General features: G+C 51.9%; 16 protein-coding genes. 4 read left to right on the top strand and 12 right to left on the bottom strand.

Annotated features, from left to right (window positions below; translation table 11 throughout):
- Positions 1-35 precede the first annotated feature (35 nt).
- Complete coding sequence (locus GO013_RS00465; RefSeq protein ID WP_163808076.1) at positions 36-1,055, bottom strand: zinc dependent phospholipase C family protein; 1,020 nt, start codon at positions 1,053-1,055, stop codon at positions 36-38.
- A gap of 37 nt (positions 1,056-1,092) precedes the next feature.
- Here GO013_RS00465 and GO013_RS00460 point away from each other — a divergent pair, with 37 nt between their 5' ends.
- The 3 genes from GO013_RS00460 (at position 1,093) to dnaA (ending at position 4,425) form a co-directional block, all read left to right on the top strand.
- Entirely contained in the window at positions 1,093-1,620 is a 528-nt protein-coding gene (locus GO013_RS00460; protein ID WP_163808075.1) for a hypothetical protein, read from the top strand.
- 96 nt (positions 1,621-1,716) lie between these two features.
- Positions 1,717-2,445: an FAD-dependent thymidylate synthase gene (thyX, locus tag GO013_RS00455; protein WP_163808074.1), complete on the top strand. Its 729-nt coding sequence runs from the start codon at positions 1,717-1,719 to the stop codon at positions 2,443-2,445.
- A gap of 618 nt (positions 2,446-3,063) precedes the next feature.
- The gene (gene dnaA / locus GO013_RS00450) at positions 3,064-4,425 is read left to right on the top strand and encodes a chromosomal replication initiator protein DnaA (RefSeq protein ID WP_163808073.1); all 1,362 of its coding nucleotides are present in this window, start codon (positions 3,064-3,066) and stop codon (positions 4,423-4,425) included.
- A 132-nt stretch (positions 4,426-4,557) separates the two neighbouring features.
- Here dnaA and tsaB read toward each other — a convergent pair whose 3' ends face one another.
- The 11 genes from tsaB to GO013_RS00395 all read right to left on the bottom strand — a co-directional run bounded on the left by tsaB (position 4,558) and on the right by GO013_RS00395 (position 14,676).
- The gene (gene tsaB / locus GO013_RS00445; RefSeq protein ID WP_163808072.1) at positions 4,558-5,346 is read right to left on the bottom strand and encodes a tRNA (adenosine(37)-N6)-threonylcarbamoyltransferase complex dimerization subunit type 1 TsaB; all 789 of its coding nucleotides are present in this window, start codon (positions 5,344-5,346) and stop codon (positions 4,558-4,560) included.
- 14 nt (positions 5,347-5,360) lie between these two features.
- Positions 5,361-6,419, bottom strand: a complete 1,059-nt coding sequence (rseP, locus tag GO013_RS00440) for an RIP metalloprotease RseP (RefSeq protein ID WP_163808071.1) — start codon at positions 6,417-6,419, stop codon at positions 5,361-5,363.
- Positions 6,420-6,485: 66 nt separating this feature from the next.
- The gene (gene dxr / locus GO013_RS00435; RefSeq protein WP_163808070.1) at positions 6,486-7,694 is read right to left on the bottom strand and encodes a 1-deoxy-D-xylulose-5-phosphate reductoisomerase; all 1,209 of its coding nucleotides are present in this window, start codon (positions 7,692-7,694) and stop codon (positions 6,486-6,488) included.
- 19 nt (positions 7,695-7,713) lie between these two features.
- Complete coding sequence (locus GO013_RS00430) at positions 7,714-8,517, bottom strand: phosphatidate cytidylyltransferase (RefSeq protein ID WP_163808069.1); 804 nt, start codon at positions 8,515-8,517, stop codon at positions 7,714-7,716.
- A 96-nt stretch (positions 8,518-8,613) separates the two neighbouring features.
- Positions 8,614-9,351 carry an isoprenyl transferase gene (locus GO013_RS00425; RefSeq protein WP_203529284.1) on the bottom strand — a complete coding sequence of 246 codons (738 nt, stop codon included), beginning with the start codon at positions 9,349-9,351 and terminating at the stop codon, positions 8,614-8,616.
- A 12-nt stretch (positions 9,352-9,363) separates the two neighbouring features.
- On the bottom strand, positions 9,364-9,918 hold the full coding sequence (gene frr / locus GO013_RS00420; protein ID WP_163808068.1) for a ribosome recycling factor: 555 nt from the start codon (positions 9,916-9,918) through the stop codon (positions 9,364-9,366).
- Position 9,919: 1 nt separating this feature from the next.
- Complete coding sequence (gene pyrH, locus GO013_RS00415) at positions 9,920-10,639, bottom strand: UMP kinase (protein WP_163808067.1); 720 nt, start codon at positions 10,637-10,639, stop codon at positions 9,920-9,922.
- A gap of 116 nt (positions 10,640-10,755) precedes the next feature.
- Positions 10,756-11,565, bottom strand: coding sequence for a translation elongation factor Ts (tsf, locus tag GO013_RS00410; RefSeq protein WP_163808066.1), 810 nt, complete (start codon positions 11,563-11,565; stop codon positions 10,756-10,758).
- Complete coding sequence (gene rpsB, locus GO013_RS00405) at positions 11,565-12,437, bottom strand: 30S ribosomal protein S2 (RefSeq protein WP_163808065.1); 873 nt, start codon at positions 12,435-12,437, stop codon at positions 11,565-11,567. Before rpsB ends, tsf begins: the two co-directional genes overlap by 1 nt.
- A gap of 171 nt (positions 12,438-12,608) precedes the next feature.
- A complete protein-coding gene (locus GO013_RS00400; RefSeq protein ID WP_163808064.1) occupies positions 12,609-13,721 on the bottom strand; it encodes a spore photoproduct lyase family protein in 1,113 nt (370 codons plus the stop codon).
- Positions 13,714-14,676 (bottom strand): ParB N-terminal domain-containing protein, encoded by a 963-nt coding sequence (locus tag GO013_RS00395; RefSeq protein WP_163808063.1) that lies wholly within the window; start codon positions 14,674-14,676, stop codon positions 13,714-13,716. The genes GO013_RS00400 and GO013_RS00395 overlap by 8 nt, the downstream gene beginning before the upstream one ends.
- Positions 14,677-14,940: 264 nt before the next feature.
- Between GO013_RS00395 and fusA the strand changes: the two genes are divergently transcribed.
- Positions 14,941-17,001: an elongation factor G gene (gene fusA / locus GO013_RS00390; RefSeq protein ID WP_163808062.1), complete on the top strand. Its 2,061-nt coding sequence runs from the start codon at positions 14,941-14,943 to the stop codon at positions 16,999-17,001.
- The last annotated feature ends 100 nt before the right edge of the window (positions 17,002-17,101 follow it).

Here is a 17,101-nt window from a genome sequence, read left to right as displayed (position 1 = left end):
TTTATGGCTATAGGGCAACAGGTTCAGACAGAAAATCAGGGTAATTGCGGAAATGGTGGCGTGGCAAAATGACGCATGTCCTGGGTGCTCGAAGCGTTTTCACCTGTCTCCAGTGAAGGCCCTTTCTCTGTAAACAGGGGTGACCAGTCCGATGAGGATGATGGTGTGTCAGTGTCACAAACGGCCAGTGTCCTTGTAACAGCCTTATCGATCATGGTTTCGATGGACTCGGTGTACATCAGACCGGAAACTGGGTGTTGATACGTGATCGCATTGCGAAGCGTGTCCGCTTGTCGCAGGAGCTGTGGGGCATGGAACAGGGCAATGATTTCACGGGCCTGTCTGGGAAGAAAAGGGGTTGTCGCATAGAGGGGGCGGGCAAGCCATTGCCGGGAATTGAATTTCTGGAGTGTCGCGAAAATAGTGAGGGCCTGTTTTAATCCGGCTTGAAGCTCGTTGGCTGAACATTTGGACATCATTGCCAATTGGTGGATAGGCACGGCCTGATAGAGAGCTTCTCCGGTGCGTTTGAGAAGATGGGCGATGGAAAACAGGGGGCGACCGACCATTTCTGGACAGATGAGCATGTCCATTAGCGATTCGAGTGCGCGATGACGTTGGCGTGCCAGTGAACGAGCTTTTGGAGTCGGTGCAAAATAGTCTCCGGACAAGTACCAGACCATCGGGTGCATGGTAGCGTCTGCGAAAATATGGGATGCCATGCCAATAAACAAGGCTGTTGCCAACTCGGTGTGTGGGGTTGAACGGACGTGCTCGGCCTGGAGTTTGAGCAGGGTGAATGTGTCCTGACCGTCAATGCCGTGAAAGGCGTGGGCCAGATGTTGGAAGGTGTGTCCCTGACGGTGGATACCGTAGAAAAAAGCGTCGTGGATGATGGACCCCAGCAGCAGGCCATGAGTGTGTGTGGAGAGAACTGCAGAAAGTTGGGGATCAGCAACGCCGGTTGCCGTTCGTAGGGCTGTTTTGAAATGTATCAGTTCTTTTGGCATGACTTTTCGGTTTGCTTTTTTGGGCTGCTCCTTGATATGACTCAAGGAGTACTCACGTTTATCAGAGACTCAAGGACAATCCATGACAAAAAATTTTATCAATGAACAGTATAATGTAGAGGACCCTTCTGCAAGCAAGGGATTTGCTCCAGGAGAAAAGAGGGGCGACTATGCGGATGCCTGGCGTGAGACCGGTCGGGTCGTTTTGGTTGGCCTAGCCGGATCGGGAAAACGCGAGCTTGCCCGATTGCTTGCCGAGCGGACCGGGCTGGATGTGGTTATGCCGAAAAATGGAGCCGAAGCGGTTGCCGTCTTGACCGGTCCGGCAAGTGTTGTTGTACTCGATGATGTCTTGGTCGAAGAGGCCGAGGTCCAGTCGTCTGTGCATGATGCCGGCAAGGTCTTTTATCTTATGGCAGACTCTCGGGTGCTGTCCGAGCGGGTGGCGACCCGAGATGGAAATGACGATACAGAAGCGCTTTGGCGATTGTTCTCAGCCCGTTTGACCGTCATGGAACCGATATTTTATAGCGTGCTGCATTTCATTCTTCAGGGAAGCCAACCTGTCGAGACGCTGGTTGACGATGCCGTAAAAAAAATCAGGTATTAATTCCATTTCAGACCATGTGGGTGGATGACATGCGTTGCGGTTTGCGGTAGACACAGAACCTCGCTTGCGACACAGACTATTCAGAGGGAGATTTACATGCCGGAAAAGAAACTCAGGGTCGAACTTATGACCATGACTCCTGACGCTTTGTCACTTATTTATGCTGCTTTTCGCCAGTGCTATCATGCTGGATTTGTGGCAGATATGTGGCCAAAGTTGCTTTCTGGCGATATTGATCCCGAAGTCCAGGCCGACTTTGTGGCCAAGACCATGGAGTCCGGACACGACAGTCCTGTCGAGCATGTTTCGATGACTTTTGCCATCGAGGGTATTTCCCGGGCGTGTTCCCATCAGATCGTGCGGCATCGCATCGCTTCGTACTCACAGCAGAGCCAGCGATATGTTGCCGAAAATGACATGGAATACATCCTTCCTCCGGCCATTGCCAAGATTCCCGAAGCCAAGGAACGATTCGAAGCGTTCATGAGTGAGGTGCAGTCTGCATATTCCGACCTGCGTGAAATCCTTGTCGCCAATGGCCGGAAGGCCAAGGCCAACGAAGACGCACGATTTGTATTGCCCCAAGCGGCTGAGACAAAGATAGTCCTGACCATGAACTGTCGGAGTTTGCATCATTTCTTCCATTTACGGTGTTGCAACCGTGCACAATGGGAAGTCCGGGCCATGGCGGATCAGATGCTTGCCATCTGCAAGGAAAAATTACCAGCAATCTTCATGAACGGTGGTGCTCGGTGTGAACAGTTGGGTTATTGCCCGGAATCGCCGAAATTCGCTTGTGGGAAGTATCCGACCCGCGACAAGTAACCAATATAAGTTTTCCAAAGCTTGGGATATATTCCCATGTGTATGACACCGTGTGCTTTTAGGACATTTTTGTGTCTGTTTTTGTTTTGTTTGTTTTTTCAGTCTCTTAACGTTGTTCAAAAAAGGCCTGTTTGTGTCAGGCTTTGACGGGCAAGGCTTTTCCGTCGATGCCGTACCGCCACAGAGGATCGTAAATAAGAGTGAGAATTGTTGTTGTCAGTATTCGATATATAAAATCAAGATGTTAGCTGAATTCACGTCGGTTTCAATAGGGGTTTATATCGAAAAGGCTGTCACAAAAAAAAATCAATGGAAAAGAAAATTGGTGAAATTTTAAGTAATTTTATGAAATATTAGTTTTAAACTGTTTAAAACTTTTTTAACAGTTGTTTAAAGTAGTCCTCTCTAGACTTGTTTTAGAGCCTGAAAACCCTTGCAACACGGTTGTTTCATCGGGGGGATCGGCCCAAACAGGGGCGGGGTGCGGGTTTCTAAATTTTACCTTGTTTTACAGCAAGATAGCCCCGCGAGAGCTTGTCAATAACCTGAGCTGATGTTCGGCCTCACATAGAATTACGAGAATTGTCTCTCGAACGGTGATAAACTATTTCCAACTACATGATCGATACTGCCTGGAAGCAAATTTTGCTCTCTCTTGAAAAGAGCCTGACTCCGAGTCTCTACACTGTATGGATTAAACCCCTACAGGGTCGAGTGGATGGAGCACGGCTCACTCTGACTGCGCCCAATGAATTCGTCGCCAATTGGGTGCGCGACCGTTTGCTTCGGGTCATCAGGGAGTCTGCGGCTGAAGTGATGGGCGAAGACCCGCGCATCACCATCAAAGTTGGCGCGAAAAAAAATGTAACCCGGAAACCCCGTTCCACTCGACGCAAGCAGGTGAAGAGTACCCAGGTGCCCCAGCATCTTGGTCTGCCGCTTGAGCAGGGACCGCGTCCTTTGAAGGCACCGAACTGGCGATTCTCTTTTGATGATTTCGTCGTTGGCCCCTCCAATGAACTCGCCTGTGCTGCCAGTAAAACGATTGGGCAGACGGCATTCAATTCCGATCATCTCTTTTTGAGTTCTGGTCCCGGCCTGGGCAAGACACATCTGCTCCAGTCCGTTGGACAGCATTTGTGCAAATCCGCGCATCGCAAGAATCTGCGTGTCGCATGTCTTTCTTCCGAGGAATTCGCCACCCGTATGGTGTTGGCTTTCAAATCCCGCCAGATCGATCAGTTCAAGGCGCAGTTTCGAGAAGGGCTGGATGTCCTTTTGCTGGAAGACGTGCATTTCTTTCAGGGAAAGGAAAAGATGCAGGAGGAACTGTTGGGTACCATGACCGCCCTGCGAGAGCGGGGGTGTAAGGTTGTGTTGACCAGTTCATTTATGCCCAAGGAATTCAAAGGGGTTGACGACCGGTTGGTGTCCCGCTTCTGTTCTGGTTTCATGGCGCATATCAATCGACCGGATATGGAGACTCGATTGCGGATTGTGCGGGAAAAAGCCCGTAAGCTGCAAGTTGATGTCCCTGTTGCCGTGTCCGAATTGTTGGCGGAGCGTATTACCACGGATATTCGTCAGTTGGAGAGCTGTTTGAACAACCTTGTGCTCAAGGCACGGTTGCTCAATAGGGCGGTGACAATGAATCTGGCGTGGGAAGTGTTGGAGAATTATGCCATCCAGAATTCAACACCGGATTTCCCGCATATTATCGAATTTATCTGTAAAAGTTACAGTCTTTCCGAAGAAGAATTGAAATCGAAAAGTCGTAAACGTCAGGTGGTTTTGGCGCGAAATACCGCGTTCCTCCTGGCTCGGAAGCACACGGATTTGTCGCTGAAGGCAATCGGTGAACGGTTGAATCGCCGGCATTCCACAGTGCTTAAGGGAATCACCAAACTGGAACGTGAGATTTCGATGCAGACCCCGTTGGGCCGGCAGATCGAAAATACGACCCAGCGGTTGACTCCATAATACAGCCCCCCACAGAGTCTCCCGGAGCCGGTTCTCTTCAATTTTGAAAGTGTCGGTTCCGGGAGAAATTTCAAAGCCGACGTCATGTCGGCTTTTTTTATGGGGAAGTATCTGTGTTTTGGCAGGCAGAATTTATTTTTTGCGGAGGGCTTCGAGTTTCTTTTTGGTTTCAACAGGATCAAGCCCGCGTTTGCGCGCAATGGCTTCCAGATTGTCTTCCGCATCAGTCGGGCGGACATAGACGGGATCAATGGATTCCTGACTGAAAAAGGCCGTGTCGGCACAGGTGAGGAGTGTTTCCGGCGTCGGGTTGTCCCAGTGCCGGTCGAGCAGGGTATATCCCGGACAGGAAGCGATGAGGTCTGCGAAAAATTCGGGATTTTTCTTGACGCCGCTTCCCATGATGAACGCTGTATCACCCAACTCCTGGATGCGTTTCGCGGCTTCCGGCAGTGAGCAGGATTCCAGCGGTGCCAGCTCAGTTAATCCGGGGGCTTCAAACGATTGGGTATAGACCAGACCGCGGCGGGCATAGGTCAGCACATGGATGGGGCCAGTAAGGAGTGGGGCTGGGCCGGAAGCGAGCAAGGGAAGGTAGTCCAGACCAGCGAGAGGCAGTCCGTATCCGGCTGCCAAGCCTTCTGCCGCTGCCAGGATGAGCCGAAGCCCGGTAAAGCTGCCAGGACCCCGGACACAGGCGATACGGCTGATGGTTTCCATTCCGATATCGAAGCTGGCCAGGGTTTGTTGCAGGCCCGGGATCAGGAATTTGATGGATTGTCCGGGGACAGTCCACTGTCGAGACACCAAAAGAGTGCATCCGTCAGGACCGGGTTGTCCCAGAACCATTTGCAGGCGTTCCTCACTGCCGCCGATGGCAAGCAGGAGGTCATGTGGTTGAATTCGTTTTGGTGCGGCCATGATATCTCTCCGATTTATGAAAGCAGTCTGCGAACATCATTGAAGATGGCGAGACCCATGAGCAGCAATAGAATAAGCAGGCCAAAACGCATGGACAAGCCTTTCCATTTTTCATTGAGCGGCCGGCGGAAAATGATTTCCAGCGTGAAGAACAGGATGTGTCCGCCATCCAGCACCGGAATAGGTAACAGGTTGATGATGGCGAGGTTGACGGAAATGAGCGCCATCATGGCGAGTAGCTCATAGACGCCGTTCTGGGCGCTGTGGCTGACCATTTGAGCCAGCATGATAGGACCGCCGACCATTTCGACTGGGATGAGTCGTTCAATGATGGAAATGAAACCTTTGACCACCTGCTGTGATTGATGCCAGGTGTGCATGAGGGCAATGGTCAGGCCGGAGCCTTCTGTTTCTTCGTATCTGAATTGGCCGCTCATGTTGATGCCGACCATGGGAACGGTGACTGGTTCCCCGAAAATATTCTTATGCGTCTGCACCTCTGGAGTGACGTGCAGGGTGATGTGTGCTTCTCCGCGATTGACGACCACGGTCAAAAGTTGGCCTTCAGCCGTTTGAATGGATTGGACCATTTCCGACCATGAAGCGATGGGGTTTCCGTCAATGGAGGTGATCAGGTCGTCTTTCTGGAAGCCTGCCGAAGCAGCCGGGCTGTCTGGCAACACGCCGCCAACGAGTGGCAGGATGATCGCCTGCCCTTGGGCCAGTGCAAGGAACCAATAGATGAGAAAGGCGAGCAGGAAGTTGAAGAAAGGGCCTGCGGCAACCACGCACAGGCGTTGCCAGGCAGGGCGGTTGGCAAAGAGTTCTTCATCGGCAAAATCGGTTTCTTCTTCGCCTTGTTCACCAGCCAGAGCGACATAGCCTCCCAGCGGGATGGCAGCGAGTTTGTATTCGGTTTTGCCGGACGTGAAGCCGGCGAGTTTGGGCCCAAAACCCAATGAGAAGGCCTTGACCCCCATGCCGAATACACGGGCAACGGCAAAGTGACCCAGTTCATGAAAAAATATCAGTCCGCCGAGAACCAGAACGATGGCGATGATGCTTGTTATCATTTTTTCCTCATAGGCCGTCTGTTTTGATAACGGCTCGGATCTATATAAGCATTTTTGAAAATTTGGCTAGAGCGTACTCAATGCTTCTCTGCGTACCTGTTGATCCAGGGACAGAACAGCGTCTGAAGTGGTGACATCAACCGTGGAGTGACGCTCCAGAGCGGATTCGATTATGGCCGGGATATCGAGGAAACGGATGGTTTCGTCAAGGAATGCGGCCACGGCCACTTCATTGGCGGCATTGAGGACGATGGGATGACTGGGGCTGGCGGCATACGCATCACGAGCCAGTTGCAGACACGGAAAGGCTGTTGCATCCGGTTCTTCAAAGGTCAGAGTGCCGACGTGTGCAAGATTCAGTTGGGGAACATCCACGGTGACCCGATCGGGAAAGCACAGACAGTGGGCGATGGGAATCTGCATGTCCGGCGTTCCAAGGTGAGCGAGCTGTGAGCCATCGGTATATTCCACCAGCGAATGGACAATGGATTGGGCGTGGACCACAACGTCCACCTTGGACGGAGGCATTCCATACAGGTGGCAGGCCTCGATCAGTTCCAGTCCTTTGTTCATCAGCGTTGCCGAATCGATGGAAATTTTGGCACCCATGGACCAGTTCGGATGGGCCAGGGCTTGTTTGCGGGTCACGGTTGAGAGAAATTCAGTATCCTTGCCGCGGAATGGACCGCCCGATGCGGTCAGGATAAGCCGAGACAGTGCTTTTTCCGAGTGTTCGATATGCCCCATCAACCCTTGGAAAAGGGCGTTGTGTTCCGAATCGACCGGCAGGATGATTGCCCCGGATTTTTGACAGGTTTCACGAATGATGTGGCCGCCCAGAACAAGGGATTCCTTGTTGGCCAGACCGATCATCTTTCCGGCTTTGGCCGCGGCGAGAGTTGGTTCGAAACCGGCAGCACCGACAATGCTCGACAGGACCAGATCGACCGTGTCAAGTCGGGCCAGTTCCACATAGGCCTCGGGACCGACCAGAATTTCAGGGGTGTAGTCCGTGGGCAGATTTGCCATGAGATCCGTGCGTGCCTGATTGGTCAGCACCGCAGCGAATTGGGGACGAAATTCTGTACAAAGTTCTGCCAACTTGGTGCCGTTGTGCCCGCCAGCAAGAGCCGTGACGGTAAATAGTTCCGGGTGCTTCCGTATGACTTTGAGGGCAGACGTTCCAATGGACCCTGTCGCTCCAAGGATGCTGATGGCACGAGGAAAGTCCGGGAGCTGGGCTTTTTCAGGCCAAAGGGAAATATAGGATTTCACGAGAGTCCCGGTTCTGTCATTATTTGAAGAAAGGATGGACCATGGAAATCAATCCATAGGTCGGGATTGCCAACAAAAGGCTGTCCACTCGGTCCAGAAGACCGCCATGTCCAGGCAAGATGACCCCCGAGTCCTTGATGTCCAGTGTCCGTTTCAAGGCGGATTCGAAGAAATCACCGAATTGGGCGGCAATGTTGAGTGCCATGCCAAGCAGTATCCATTGCCACCATGCGGCCGAGCCACAGGTGATGCCATAGGCTGTCACGGCAATGGTACAAACGGCAAGACCGCTGAGTGAACCGACCCAGGATTTTTTTGGGCTGACCCGTGGCCATATTTTTTTCTTGCCCCAGAGCGTGCCTGCATAAAAGGCCGTGGTGTCGGAGATGGCCGCTGCACCGATTACGAGGATGATTTCGAGCGTGTGCATGGTCAGGAAGAAATGGAAATTGAGTGGAATGTAGACCAGACCGGCGAGGAAAATGGCCGCATGTCGGTACGAAGCGGTGATATCCTTGCTATATCTGATGAGGAAAATGAATCCGGAAGCCCAGAATGCGATGAGCAATACGGCTGCCGGGTAGTGAATATTGTCTGTGGTGAACGCGCCCAGAAGCAGGAAGGTAAAGGCCGCACCAAGGGATTTGAAGGCCGTCATGGATTGGATGGGGCGGAACATGGAATAGAATTCCCAAAGCGTCAGGACACAAAAGAGGGCGAGTACTGCGAACAGGACCCAACCTTGAAAGATAAGTGCCATGGCCGGAAGGACCGCCAGTCCGATACTCGTCGTAATTCGTTGTTTGTGTGGGGAGATATCCATATATGATTTCGACGGTTACATGTGATTGATAAATATATGCGAATTCTGTTTATGTACGCTATTTGGAAAGCGGGGGCAACTCGCCGTGCAAAACAATTATCGAATCGTCTCAGTTTCGTTGTGATTGGTGATTTGGTCGGATGTTTTGCCGAACCGTCGTTGCCTGGAGTTGAGGTCTTCGATGGCTTTATCCAGTTCTTCCGGTGTAAAATCGGGCCAATAGGTGTCCGTGAAGTAGAATTCCGAATAGGCGCACTGGAAGAGCAGGTAATTTGAAATTCGCAGTTCTCCACTCGTGCGGATTATGAGATCGGGGTCCGGCTGGCCGGTCGTCCAAAGCTCTTCGGCAAACGAGGTCTCGGTCACGGCCTCAGGAGCGATTCCTTTTTCCAGCAATGCCCGAGTGGCGCGAAGAATTTCTTCTCTTCCCGAATAGTTGAGCGCCAGATTGAGTGTCATGCCCGTGCAGTTTCTTGTCTGCCACATGACGTGTTTCAAGAGCTGGCGAACCGTCAATGGCAGGTCCGCAAGTTCTCCCAGAATCTTGAGTCTGATTCCTTCTTTTTTGAGACTTTTTTCTTCTTTGGATAAAAATGAGGTCAGCAGCTCAAAGAGTTTTTTGATTTCATCTTTTGGACGAGACCAATTCTCTTTGGAAAAGGTGTAGAGCGTGAGGTGCTTGATACCTTTTTTTCGACAGTGTGTGACCACAGCGCGAACTGCTTCGGCACCGGCTTTGTGTCCGTCGGTTCTCTTCAGTCCGCGCTGTTTGGCCCACCTGCCGTTGCCATCCATGATGATGGCTATATGGGCGGGAATATGTGTGATGTTCAAGTGGTGGTCCTGTTAAATTTCAAGGATTTCCTTTTCTTTCAGGCCAAGCACTTCTTCGGATTTCTTGACGAAATCGTCGGTCATTTTCTGGACATCAGATTCACCACGTTTCTTGTCGTCTTCACTGATATCCTTGTCTTTTTCCATCTTTTTGAGCATGTCGTTCATGTCTCGACGTACATTGCGGAGGGCAATCTTGGCGTCTTCGGTGTACTTTTTGGCGACTTTAACCAAATCTTTACGGCGTTCTTCGGTCAGGGGCGGAATGCTGATACGGATGATTTTTCCGTCATTGACCGGGTTGAGACCGAGATCGGATGTCTGAATCGCTTTTTCGACCGCACCGAAAGCCCCTTTGTCCCAGGGTTGGATGGTGAGGGTCTTGGAGTCGGGAACAGAGACGGATGAAAGCTGGTTGATGGGCGTCGGAGTGCCGTAATAATCCACGACGATTCCGTCTACCAGAGCGGTTGTGGCGCGTCCGGTGCGCAGCTTGCCGAATTCTTTTTCAAGAGCTGCAATGGCCCCTGCCATTCTCTTTTTCCCATCATCGAGTACGGATTGCATTTTAGTCTCCTTGGACAGTCGTTCCTATGTTTTCGCCGTGAGCGGCTCTGCGGATGTTGCCTTCCTTATGCAAGTTGAAGACAATAATTGGCAGATCGTTGTCGCGTGCCATGGAAATGGCGGTGGAGTCCATGACGCCGAGCCGTTTTTCCAGGGTTTCCATGTACGAGACTGTTTCATATCTGACCGCGTCGTCAAATTTGGCGGGGTCCTTGTCATACACGCCGTCCACTTTGGTTGCCTTGAAAATTGCGTCACACTTTAATTCGAGTGCGCGCAGGGCCGCTGCGGAATCGGTGGTGAAATACGGGTTGCCTGTTCCGGCAGCGCAGATGACGACACGGCCTTTGTCCATATGCCGGAGCGCGCGTCTGCGAATGTACGGTTCAGCCACGTCAGCCATGGAAAGGGCGGTCATGACACGAGTGTCACATCCGTTTTTTTCCAACGCATCCTGCACGGCAAGCGCGTTCATGATCGTGGCAAGCATTCCCATGTAATCACCCTGGGCGCGGTCCATACCTTTGGCGCTGGCAGCCATGCCACGGAAGATATTTCCTCCGCCGATGACCAGAGCAATCTGGATTCCGGAGGATGCAACCTCTGCAATTTCCTTGGCAAATTGACCGATAGCCTCCGGCTGAATGCCGAATTGCTGATTCCCGGCGAGCGCTTCGCCACTGAGTTTCAGAAGAATTCGCGAGTACCGCGCTGTTTCCATTGTTACCTCGTCGTGTATGGAAAGTTGATAAAATTCATCTCGCCCAAAGGCGATAGCATGTTTTTCAGACAAAAAAAACGGGCCGTGAGGCCCGTTTTGATTTTTTCGAGCACCAACTACTCGGCCTTTTCTCCAAGGGCGAGTCGCTGGAAGCTGGCGACGGTGGCGCCACCAAGGATCTGTTTGATGGTCTTTTTATCTTCTTTAATGAAAGGCTGCTCAACGAGACAGACTTCCTTGAAGAACTTGTTCAGACGACCAGTGACGATCTTTTCGGCAATATTTTCGGGCTTGCCTTCGTCCATGGCCTGCTTGAGGTAGAGTGCCTTTTCTTTTTCCAGGACATCCTGGGGCAGCTCATCAGAGGTCTTGCAGGCGGGGTTCATGGCAGCCACGTGCATGGCGATGTCTTTGGCCAAGTCCACATCCTCGGTGCCGGTCAATTCGACAACAGCAGCGAGTTTGTTGTTGGAGTGCAGGTAGACACCCAACACGCCGTCAGTGGTGATTTTGGCAAAACGGCCGACACCCATGTTTTCGCCGAGTTTGGCGATGAGGTCGGTGACATCGGCCACGTCGGCAGGCAGATCGTCTGCGGAGCCGGTGGTGACATCCAGATTGGCAATTTTTTCGGACAGTGCTTTTGCAAAGCCCGTGAAGTCGTCACCTTTGGCAACGAAGTCGGTCTCGCACAGCAGTTCGGAGATGACAGCGGTTTTGCCGTCTTCGGAGATATAGGGAGTAATCAGTCCCTCGGAAGTGGCGCGTCCAGCCTTTTTGGCGGCTTTGGACAGACCCTTCTCGCGAAGGTACATGACTGCTTTTTCTTCATCGCCACCGGATTCGACCAGGGCTTTTTTGCAATCCATCATGCCTGCGCCGGTCTTGTCGCGCAGTCCTTTAACTTGTGCAGCAGTGATAGCCATTATTTTGTCTCCTCGGCAGGGGCTTCAGCAGGTGCCTCGGCAGGTGCTTCAACCTGTGCTTCTTTTTTGGCTTCTTTCTTCGGGCTTACCTTTCTTTCGACTTTGACGCCGTTTTCCTTGGGGGCCTCGGGAGCTTTTGCAGCCTTGGCAGCCTTGGCTTCGGCTTCAGCTTTTGCAGCATAGTCTTTCTGCATGGCTGCGCCTTCGAGACAGGCATCGGCCATGTGTGTGGCAAACAACTTGATAGCACGGATTGCGTCGTCGTTACCGGGGATGATGTAGTCAACCATGTCGGGATCGCAATTGGAGTCGACAACGGCCACAACCGGGATACCAAGTTTGCGGCATTCCTGAATGGCGATTTGTTCACGTTTGGGATCAATGACGAAAGCGGCACGGGGAGCTTCTTTCAGCTCTTTGATACCACCCAGAGCCAAGTTCAATTTCTTGACCTCGCGGTTCATGCCCACAGCTTCTTTTTTGGTGTAGCGGGAAATGGAACCGTCTTCGAACATCTGCTCGAGGTGCTTAAGGCGATCAATGGACCGTTTGATGGTCTGGAAGTTGGTCAGTGTGCCGCCCATCCAACGATGAGTGACGAAAAACATGCCAGCGCGTTCAGCTTCCGCCTTGACGGATTCCTGAGCCTGACGTTTGGTGCCGATGAACAGCACTTTGCCGCCTTTGGCGACGGTATCAACGATGAAGTCGTGGGCGGTGGCAAACATTTTGACAGTCTGCTGCAAGTCCATGATATGGATACCATTGCGTGCGCCAAAGATGTACGGACGCATTTTGGGATTCCAACGACGAGTCTGGTGGCCGAAGTGGACGCCAGTTTCCAGCATCTGCTTCATAGTAACATAAGCCATGATAATCTCCTGGGTTTTTCGTTCATCCCGCAGTCCATTAAAGGAGTCCGTGCCATCACGGACCACCCGGAGTTATGGGCGGGATGTGTGAATTTGAAGTCGGGGGTATTTAGCCCATTAAATTATGGTTGGCAAGAGGAAAGTGTGTGTTCCTTTGGGAGAAAGTTCACGCTATTCACCAAATGCCCGGGCCATCAGTCGATTGCCCAGTCCACCGAAATCCTTGGGAGCGTAGCCAAAGACCTGCTTCCAGACTTCTGTGGATTCCATGCAGAAATACAGTTGTTTGTCCATGCCGTGCTTGCGCAGGCGGTCAACCATGAATGTAAATTGTTCCACGCGCAGTGGGCGGAGCAGGCGCGCCTTTCCATCAAGTCCCGGGATGAATTCATTATATATATAGGTGGTCTCGGGAAAATGGTCCGCGATAATCGGATTGAGTTGCGGCATACAGCGGAACGATCCAAGTGACATGTAGGCGATGTTTTCAGGACGAACATAATCGAAGATCATGTCGATGATTTCCGCATAGCCTTCTCGCCAGCCGGGGTAGTGGATGATCGGGTCAAAATGCAGGCAGACCTTGAACCCTGCTTCGGCACAGGTTCGGGCCGCTTCGAGCCGTTCTTTCAAGCTGGAAACGTCGAATTCCTCGTGTTCGTTGATGAACGGTGCATTGAGCGACCAGGCTGGAAGCACCCGGTCTGTCCGAGAGGTGGCATTCATCCAAGTGAGGTCCACGACCTTGGATTTCAGTTCCAGCACCACGTTGTCATATTTTTCAAGGAATCCAATGAGATTATGGGAATAGCCGGTCAGGTGTTCCAGTGCCAGCGAGTCCGTGAATTCGCCAGTTCCAACTCGATAGCGGGTGTTTGGGTCGGCACCAAAGGCATTGCCCAATTCCGTGAAGAGCGCGTCCTGATTGGCCCATATCTTGAGCACCCGGTCCTGAAAATACGCTTGCAGAATGCAATAGGAGCAGGCCATGGGGCAGTTTTCGCCGATGTGAATGATGCGGTAACCACAGCAGTGGTACGCTCTGGTTCCGGGACAGAATCGAAGAAATTTCCCTTTATATTCCTTAAGATACAACGCTTGGGTGTCGCCTTCGTCAAATTCCACGCGATCCTGGTCGGGTGGGACTACCGTCCATGGAATGTTTTCCTGATCGGTGCCAGCCAATGTGGCTTGAACTCGTTGGGTGATGGGGGAATCCTGCATGGATTCATCCACAAAGACATGGCCGATTTTGCGCAGATGGGAGGGGAGGAGTTTAGTCATTGCCACTTCCCAGCTTCCACACTTTTTCCCAGGCAGAGGCCTTGGCAATATCCGCCATTTCCACAACCGCTCGTTCGAGTTGTTCGGCGTCTTTGATCTGGACGGTGAGTTCGGCACCGCCTGTTTCGAAATTGTTGGGTTGATTCATGCGCCAACGGGTGCCGGAGGTGATTTCTCCGGCTGCGGCCGTGAACCGATCCTGAAGTTTGGTCAGTTCCGGGTAGCGGGCGAGTCGTGCCGCCGTGGTGAGGCGGGCGATGGCATCTTTGGGGGAAAGTCCTTGCGAGAGGATGGTGGTCACTCCCGCATCAAGCATGACGTCCTGAACCGCTTTGTCACGCATTTTTGCGGTTTCAAAAAGCCAATTTACCATGTTGACTGCATTGGAGCGAGACCATGAAAATCCGGTAAATAGAGAATGGATCGCCTCCCTGTCTTCGGTGGTCATGCGTGACAAGACCGTGGCCAGAGCCAAAGGTATGTGGCCTGTTTTCAGGAGGGCCTGCCAGTCCGCATCCATGGTCAGCCATTCCAGCAACAGACGCGCATCCTTGGATTTCGGCTTGATGCCCAATCTGGGGAGAATATCGTTTTTGAGGGTCTTGTCATCCATGAGCGGAGCAAAATACTCCAGGGCCTTGAGCCGCATTCCGTCATCGAGTGAACGATGCAGGTTGTCTGTCAGGTACAGCAATCCTTTGTCCATCTCGGTGACATCTTCGACCATTCGGGCAAGTACTGGTAGACCGTGTGTACTCAGGGCTGTCAGGCGAGCGTGTCCCGCGATGAGTACCAGACCCTCAGGGGATTGGCAGACAAGAATCGGTGTGGCCTGGCCGAATTCTTCAATGGAATTGAGGAGTGATGTCTCGGGTTTGGCTGTCCAGAACAGATGCGCCCCCGAAGCGTCTAAGGTGTCGGCTGAAACCGTGAATATCTCATTGGATAAATGCAAATCCTGCTCCTGAAAGTTTCTGTCTTAAATGATGCAACTGGTTGCAATTACGTTTAATTTGTGTTGAAATCATATGCATCCATTGAAAAAACTCAATGATTTTTCATGGATAGGCGGTTGGTGTTCATGGTGAGTAACTTGACAATTTCGCGTTGGTCTTCCTATAGGACTAAACCTGTCAAAAACCAAGTGCTGTGATTCTCGCGGGAGTCGAAGGCTCCCGAGACAATAGGGATAACCTGAAAAAAGTACGTGGAGTGAAGTATGCCTGATTTGAAAACTCAAAGAACTTATGCACTCGTCGGTCACGGCGGTAGCGGTAAAACGTCCGTCGCCGAGATGTTGCTTTTCAATGCCGGAGTTGTAAATCGCCTCGGGAAGGTCGAAGACGGAAACACCGTTCTCGATTATGAGCCTGAGGAAATCAAGCGGCGCGGTTCGATTCAGCCAGGATTTGCCAGTTACAAATGGAAAAAGAATGACCATTTCCTGATCGACACTCCAGGTGACTCCAATTTTGCAGGTGATTTGTCCTACAGCCTGACCGCAGCCGACGGCGTGGTCATGGTTATCGACGCCGTGGATGGCGTCAAGCCCCTGACTCGTAAAATATGGGCAAAAGTCCAGGAAAACGGCCTTCCGTCCATGATTGTCATTAACAAGATGGATCGGGACCGGGCTGAATTCGATATGGCATTCAATGGTATTTCTGAGGCTTTGGGTGCTCGCCCGGTGCTTTTGTATTATCCTATTGGTTCCAAGGAAGAATTCAAGGGCGTGGTGGACATGATGTCCGGCAAGGCCCAGATGTTTGGCGAAGACGGTGCTGTGACGGAAGGGGATATCCCTGGTGACATCGCTGATGAAGTTGAAATGCTGCGTGAAACCATGATCGAGAACATCGCTGAAAGTGATGAAGATCTCATGGAAAAATATTTTGAAGATGGCGAACTGTCTCCCGAGGACATCACCAAAGGTCTTCAAGCCGGTGTCAGTTCCGGTGAGCTTGTCCCTGTGGTCATTGCATCCGCATTGAATTGTCAGGGCGGCCAGATGATCCTTGATACCGTACAGAATCTGTTGCCCGGGCCGCTGGCTCACCCTGTGTGGGAAGGTGAAGACGGTGAACGGGCCAGCTCTCCTGATGAGCCGTTGGCCTGTTTTGTTTTCAAGACACAGGCCGATCCGTTTGCCGGTCAGTTGACCGTGGTTCGGGTTTTGTCCGGTGAACTCAAATCTGATTCGCATCTGCTCAATGCTTCCAACGATGAAAAAGAGCGGGTGGGCCAACTGCTGGTCATGAATGGCAAGGAACAGACCCAAGTGAAAAACGCCATGGGACCCGGTTCCATTGCGGTGCTGGCCAAGCTCAAGAATACGCATACCGGCGATACGCTGGTCGAAAAAGATCAGTTCAAGCTGGTCAAGCCCGAGATTGCACCCCAGTTGATTACCTTTGCCTTGGCTCCGGCTGAAAAAGGTGATGAAGACAAGGTGTATTCGGCGGTTTCCAAGTTGCTCGTGGAAGACATCACTTTGACCTTGGCCCGTGATGAAGAATCCAGCGACATCCTGTTGTCAGGTATGGGCCAGAATCATATTGAAATCTCTGTTGAAAAGGCCCGGCGTCGGTACAAGGCCGACATCGTTCTGAAGACACCCAAGGTTCCGTATCGCGAGACCTTCAAGACCGGGGCCAAGGAAGTGCAGGGGCGTCATAAAAAACAGTCCGGTGGTCGTGGTCAGTTCGGTGACTGCTGGATCAACGTCGCCCCCCGTCCCTCAGGCGCAGGCTATGAGTTTGAAGATAAGATCGTTGGTGGTTCGATTCCGCGTCAGTTTATCCCCGCGGTGGACAAAGGCGTTCAGGAAGTGGCTGCTCGCGGTGTGTTGGCCGGATATCCGATCATTGATTTCCAGGTGGCATTGTATGACGGGAGTTATCATAACGTTGACTCCTCAGAAATGGCCTTTAAAGTGGCAGGGTCTCTGGCTTTCAAGAAAGCCTGTGAAAAGGCCAAGATGGTCTTGCTCGAACCCGTCATGCTCGTCACGGTTGCAGTGCCTGATTCCTTTATGGGCGATGTGATTGGTGACCTGTCCTCCAGACGAGGCAAGGTACTGGGGTCAGATTCGCAAGCAGGATTGACCGAGGTCAAGGCCCATGTCCCTATGGCCGAGATGTTGAAATATGCGCCGGATCTGAATTCCATGACAGGTGGTCAGGGAACGTTCTTTATGGAATTCGCATCCTATGAGGAATGCCCTCCGCAGGAAACGGAAAAGGTCATTGCCGCACACAAAAAGGCGGAACAGACTGATTAGTCTGATAAAAAATGATTCTTACAGGGCGGAAGGGATACCTTTCGCCCTTTTTCTTTCTCTTGTTTCGTGGGGCGAATTGGTTTACTCATTGGGGAGTTAA

The sequence above is a fragment of the Pseudodesulfovibrio sp. JC047 genome (assembly GCF_010468615.1).
GTDB lineage: Bacteria > Desulfobacterota > Desulfovibrionia > Desulfovibrionales > Desulfovibrionaceae > Pseudodesulfovibrio.
Note: the sequence above shows the minus strand (reverse complement) of the source record. Positions and strands in the feature narration are given on the sequence as shown.

Coding starts and splice junctions, on each gene's coding strand:
- GO013_RS00460 (WP_163808075.1), top strand. CDS start 1,093: ATGACAAAAAATTTTATCAATGAACAGTATAATGTAGAGGACCCTTCT.
- thyX (WP_163808074.1), top strand. CDS start 1,717: ATGCCGGAAAAGAAACTCAGGGTCGAACTTATGACCATGACTCCTGAC.
- dnaA (WP_163808073.1), top strand. CDS start 3,064: ATGATCGATACTGCCTGGAAGCAAATTTTGCTCTCTCTTGAAAAGAGC.
- tsaB (WP_163808072.1), bottom strand. CDS start 5,346: ATGGCCGCACCAAAACGAATTCAACCACATGACCTCCTGCTTGCCATC.
- rseP (WP_163808071.1), bottom strand. CDS start 6,419: ATGATAACAAGCATCATCGCCATCGTTCTGGTTCTCGGCGGACTGATA.
- GO013_RS00430 (WP_163808069.1), bottom strand. CDS start 8,517: ATGGATATCTCCCCACACAAACAACGAATTACGACGAGTATCGGACTG.
- frr (WP_163808068.1), bottom strand. CDS start 9,918: ATGCAATCCGTACTCGATGATGGGAAAAAGAGAATGGCAGGGGCCATT.
- pyrH (WP_163808067.1), bottom strand. CDS start 10,639: ATGGAAACAGCGCGGTACTCGCGAATTCTTCTGAAACTCAGTGGCGAA.
- tsf (WP_163808066.1), bottom strand. CDS start 11,565: ATGGCTATCACTGCTGCACAAGTTAAAGGACTGCGCGACAAGACCGGC.
- rpsB (WP_163808065.1), bottom strand. CDS start 12,437: ATGGCTTATGTTACTATGAAGCAGATGCTGGAAACTGGCGTCCACTTC.
- GO013_RS00400 (WP_163808064.1), bottom strand. CDS start 13,721: ATGACTAAACTCCTCCCCTCCCATCTGCGCAAAATCGGCCATGTCTTT.
- fusA (WP_163808062.1), top strand. CDS start 14,941: ATGCCTGATTTGAAAACTCAAAGAACTTATGCACTCGTCGGTCACGGC.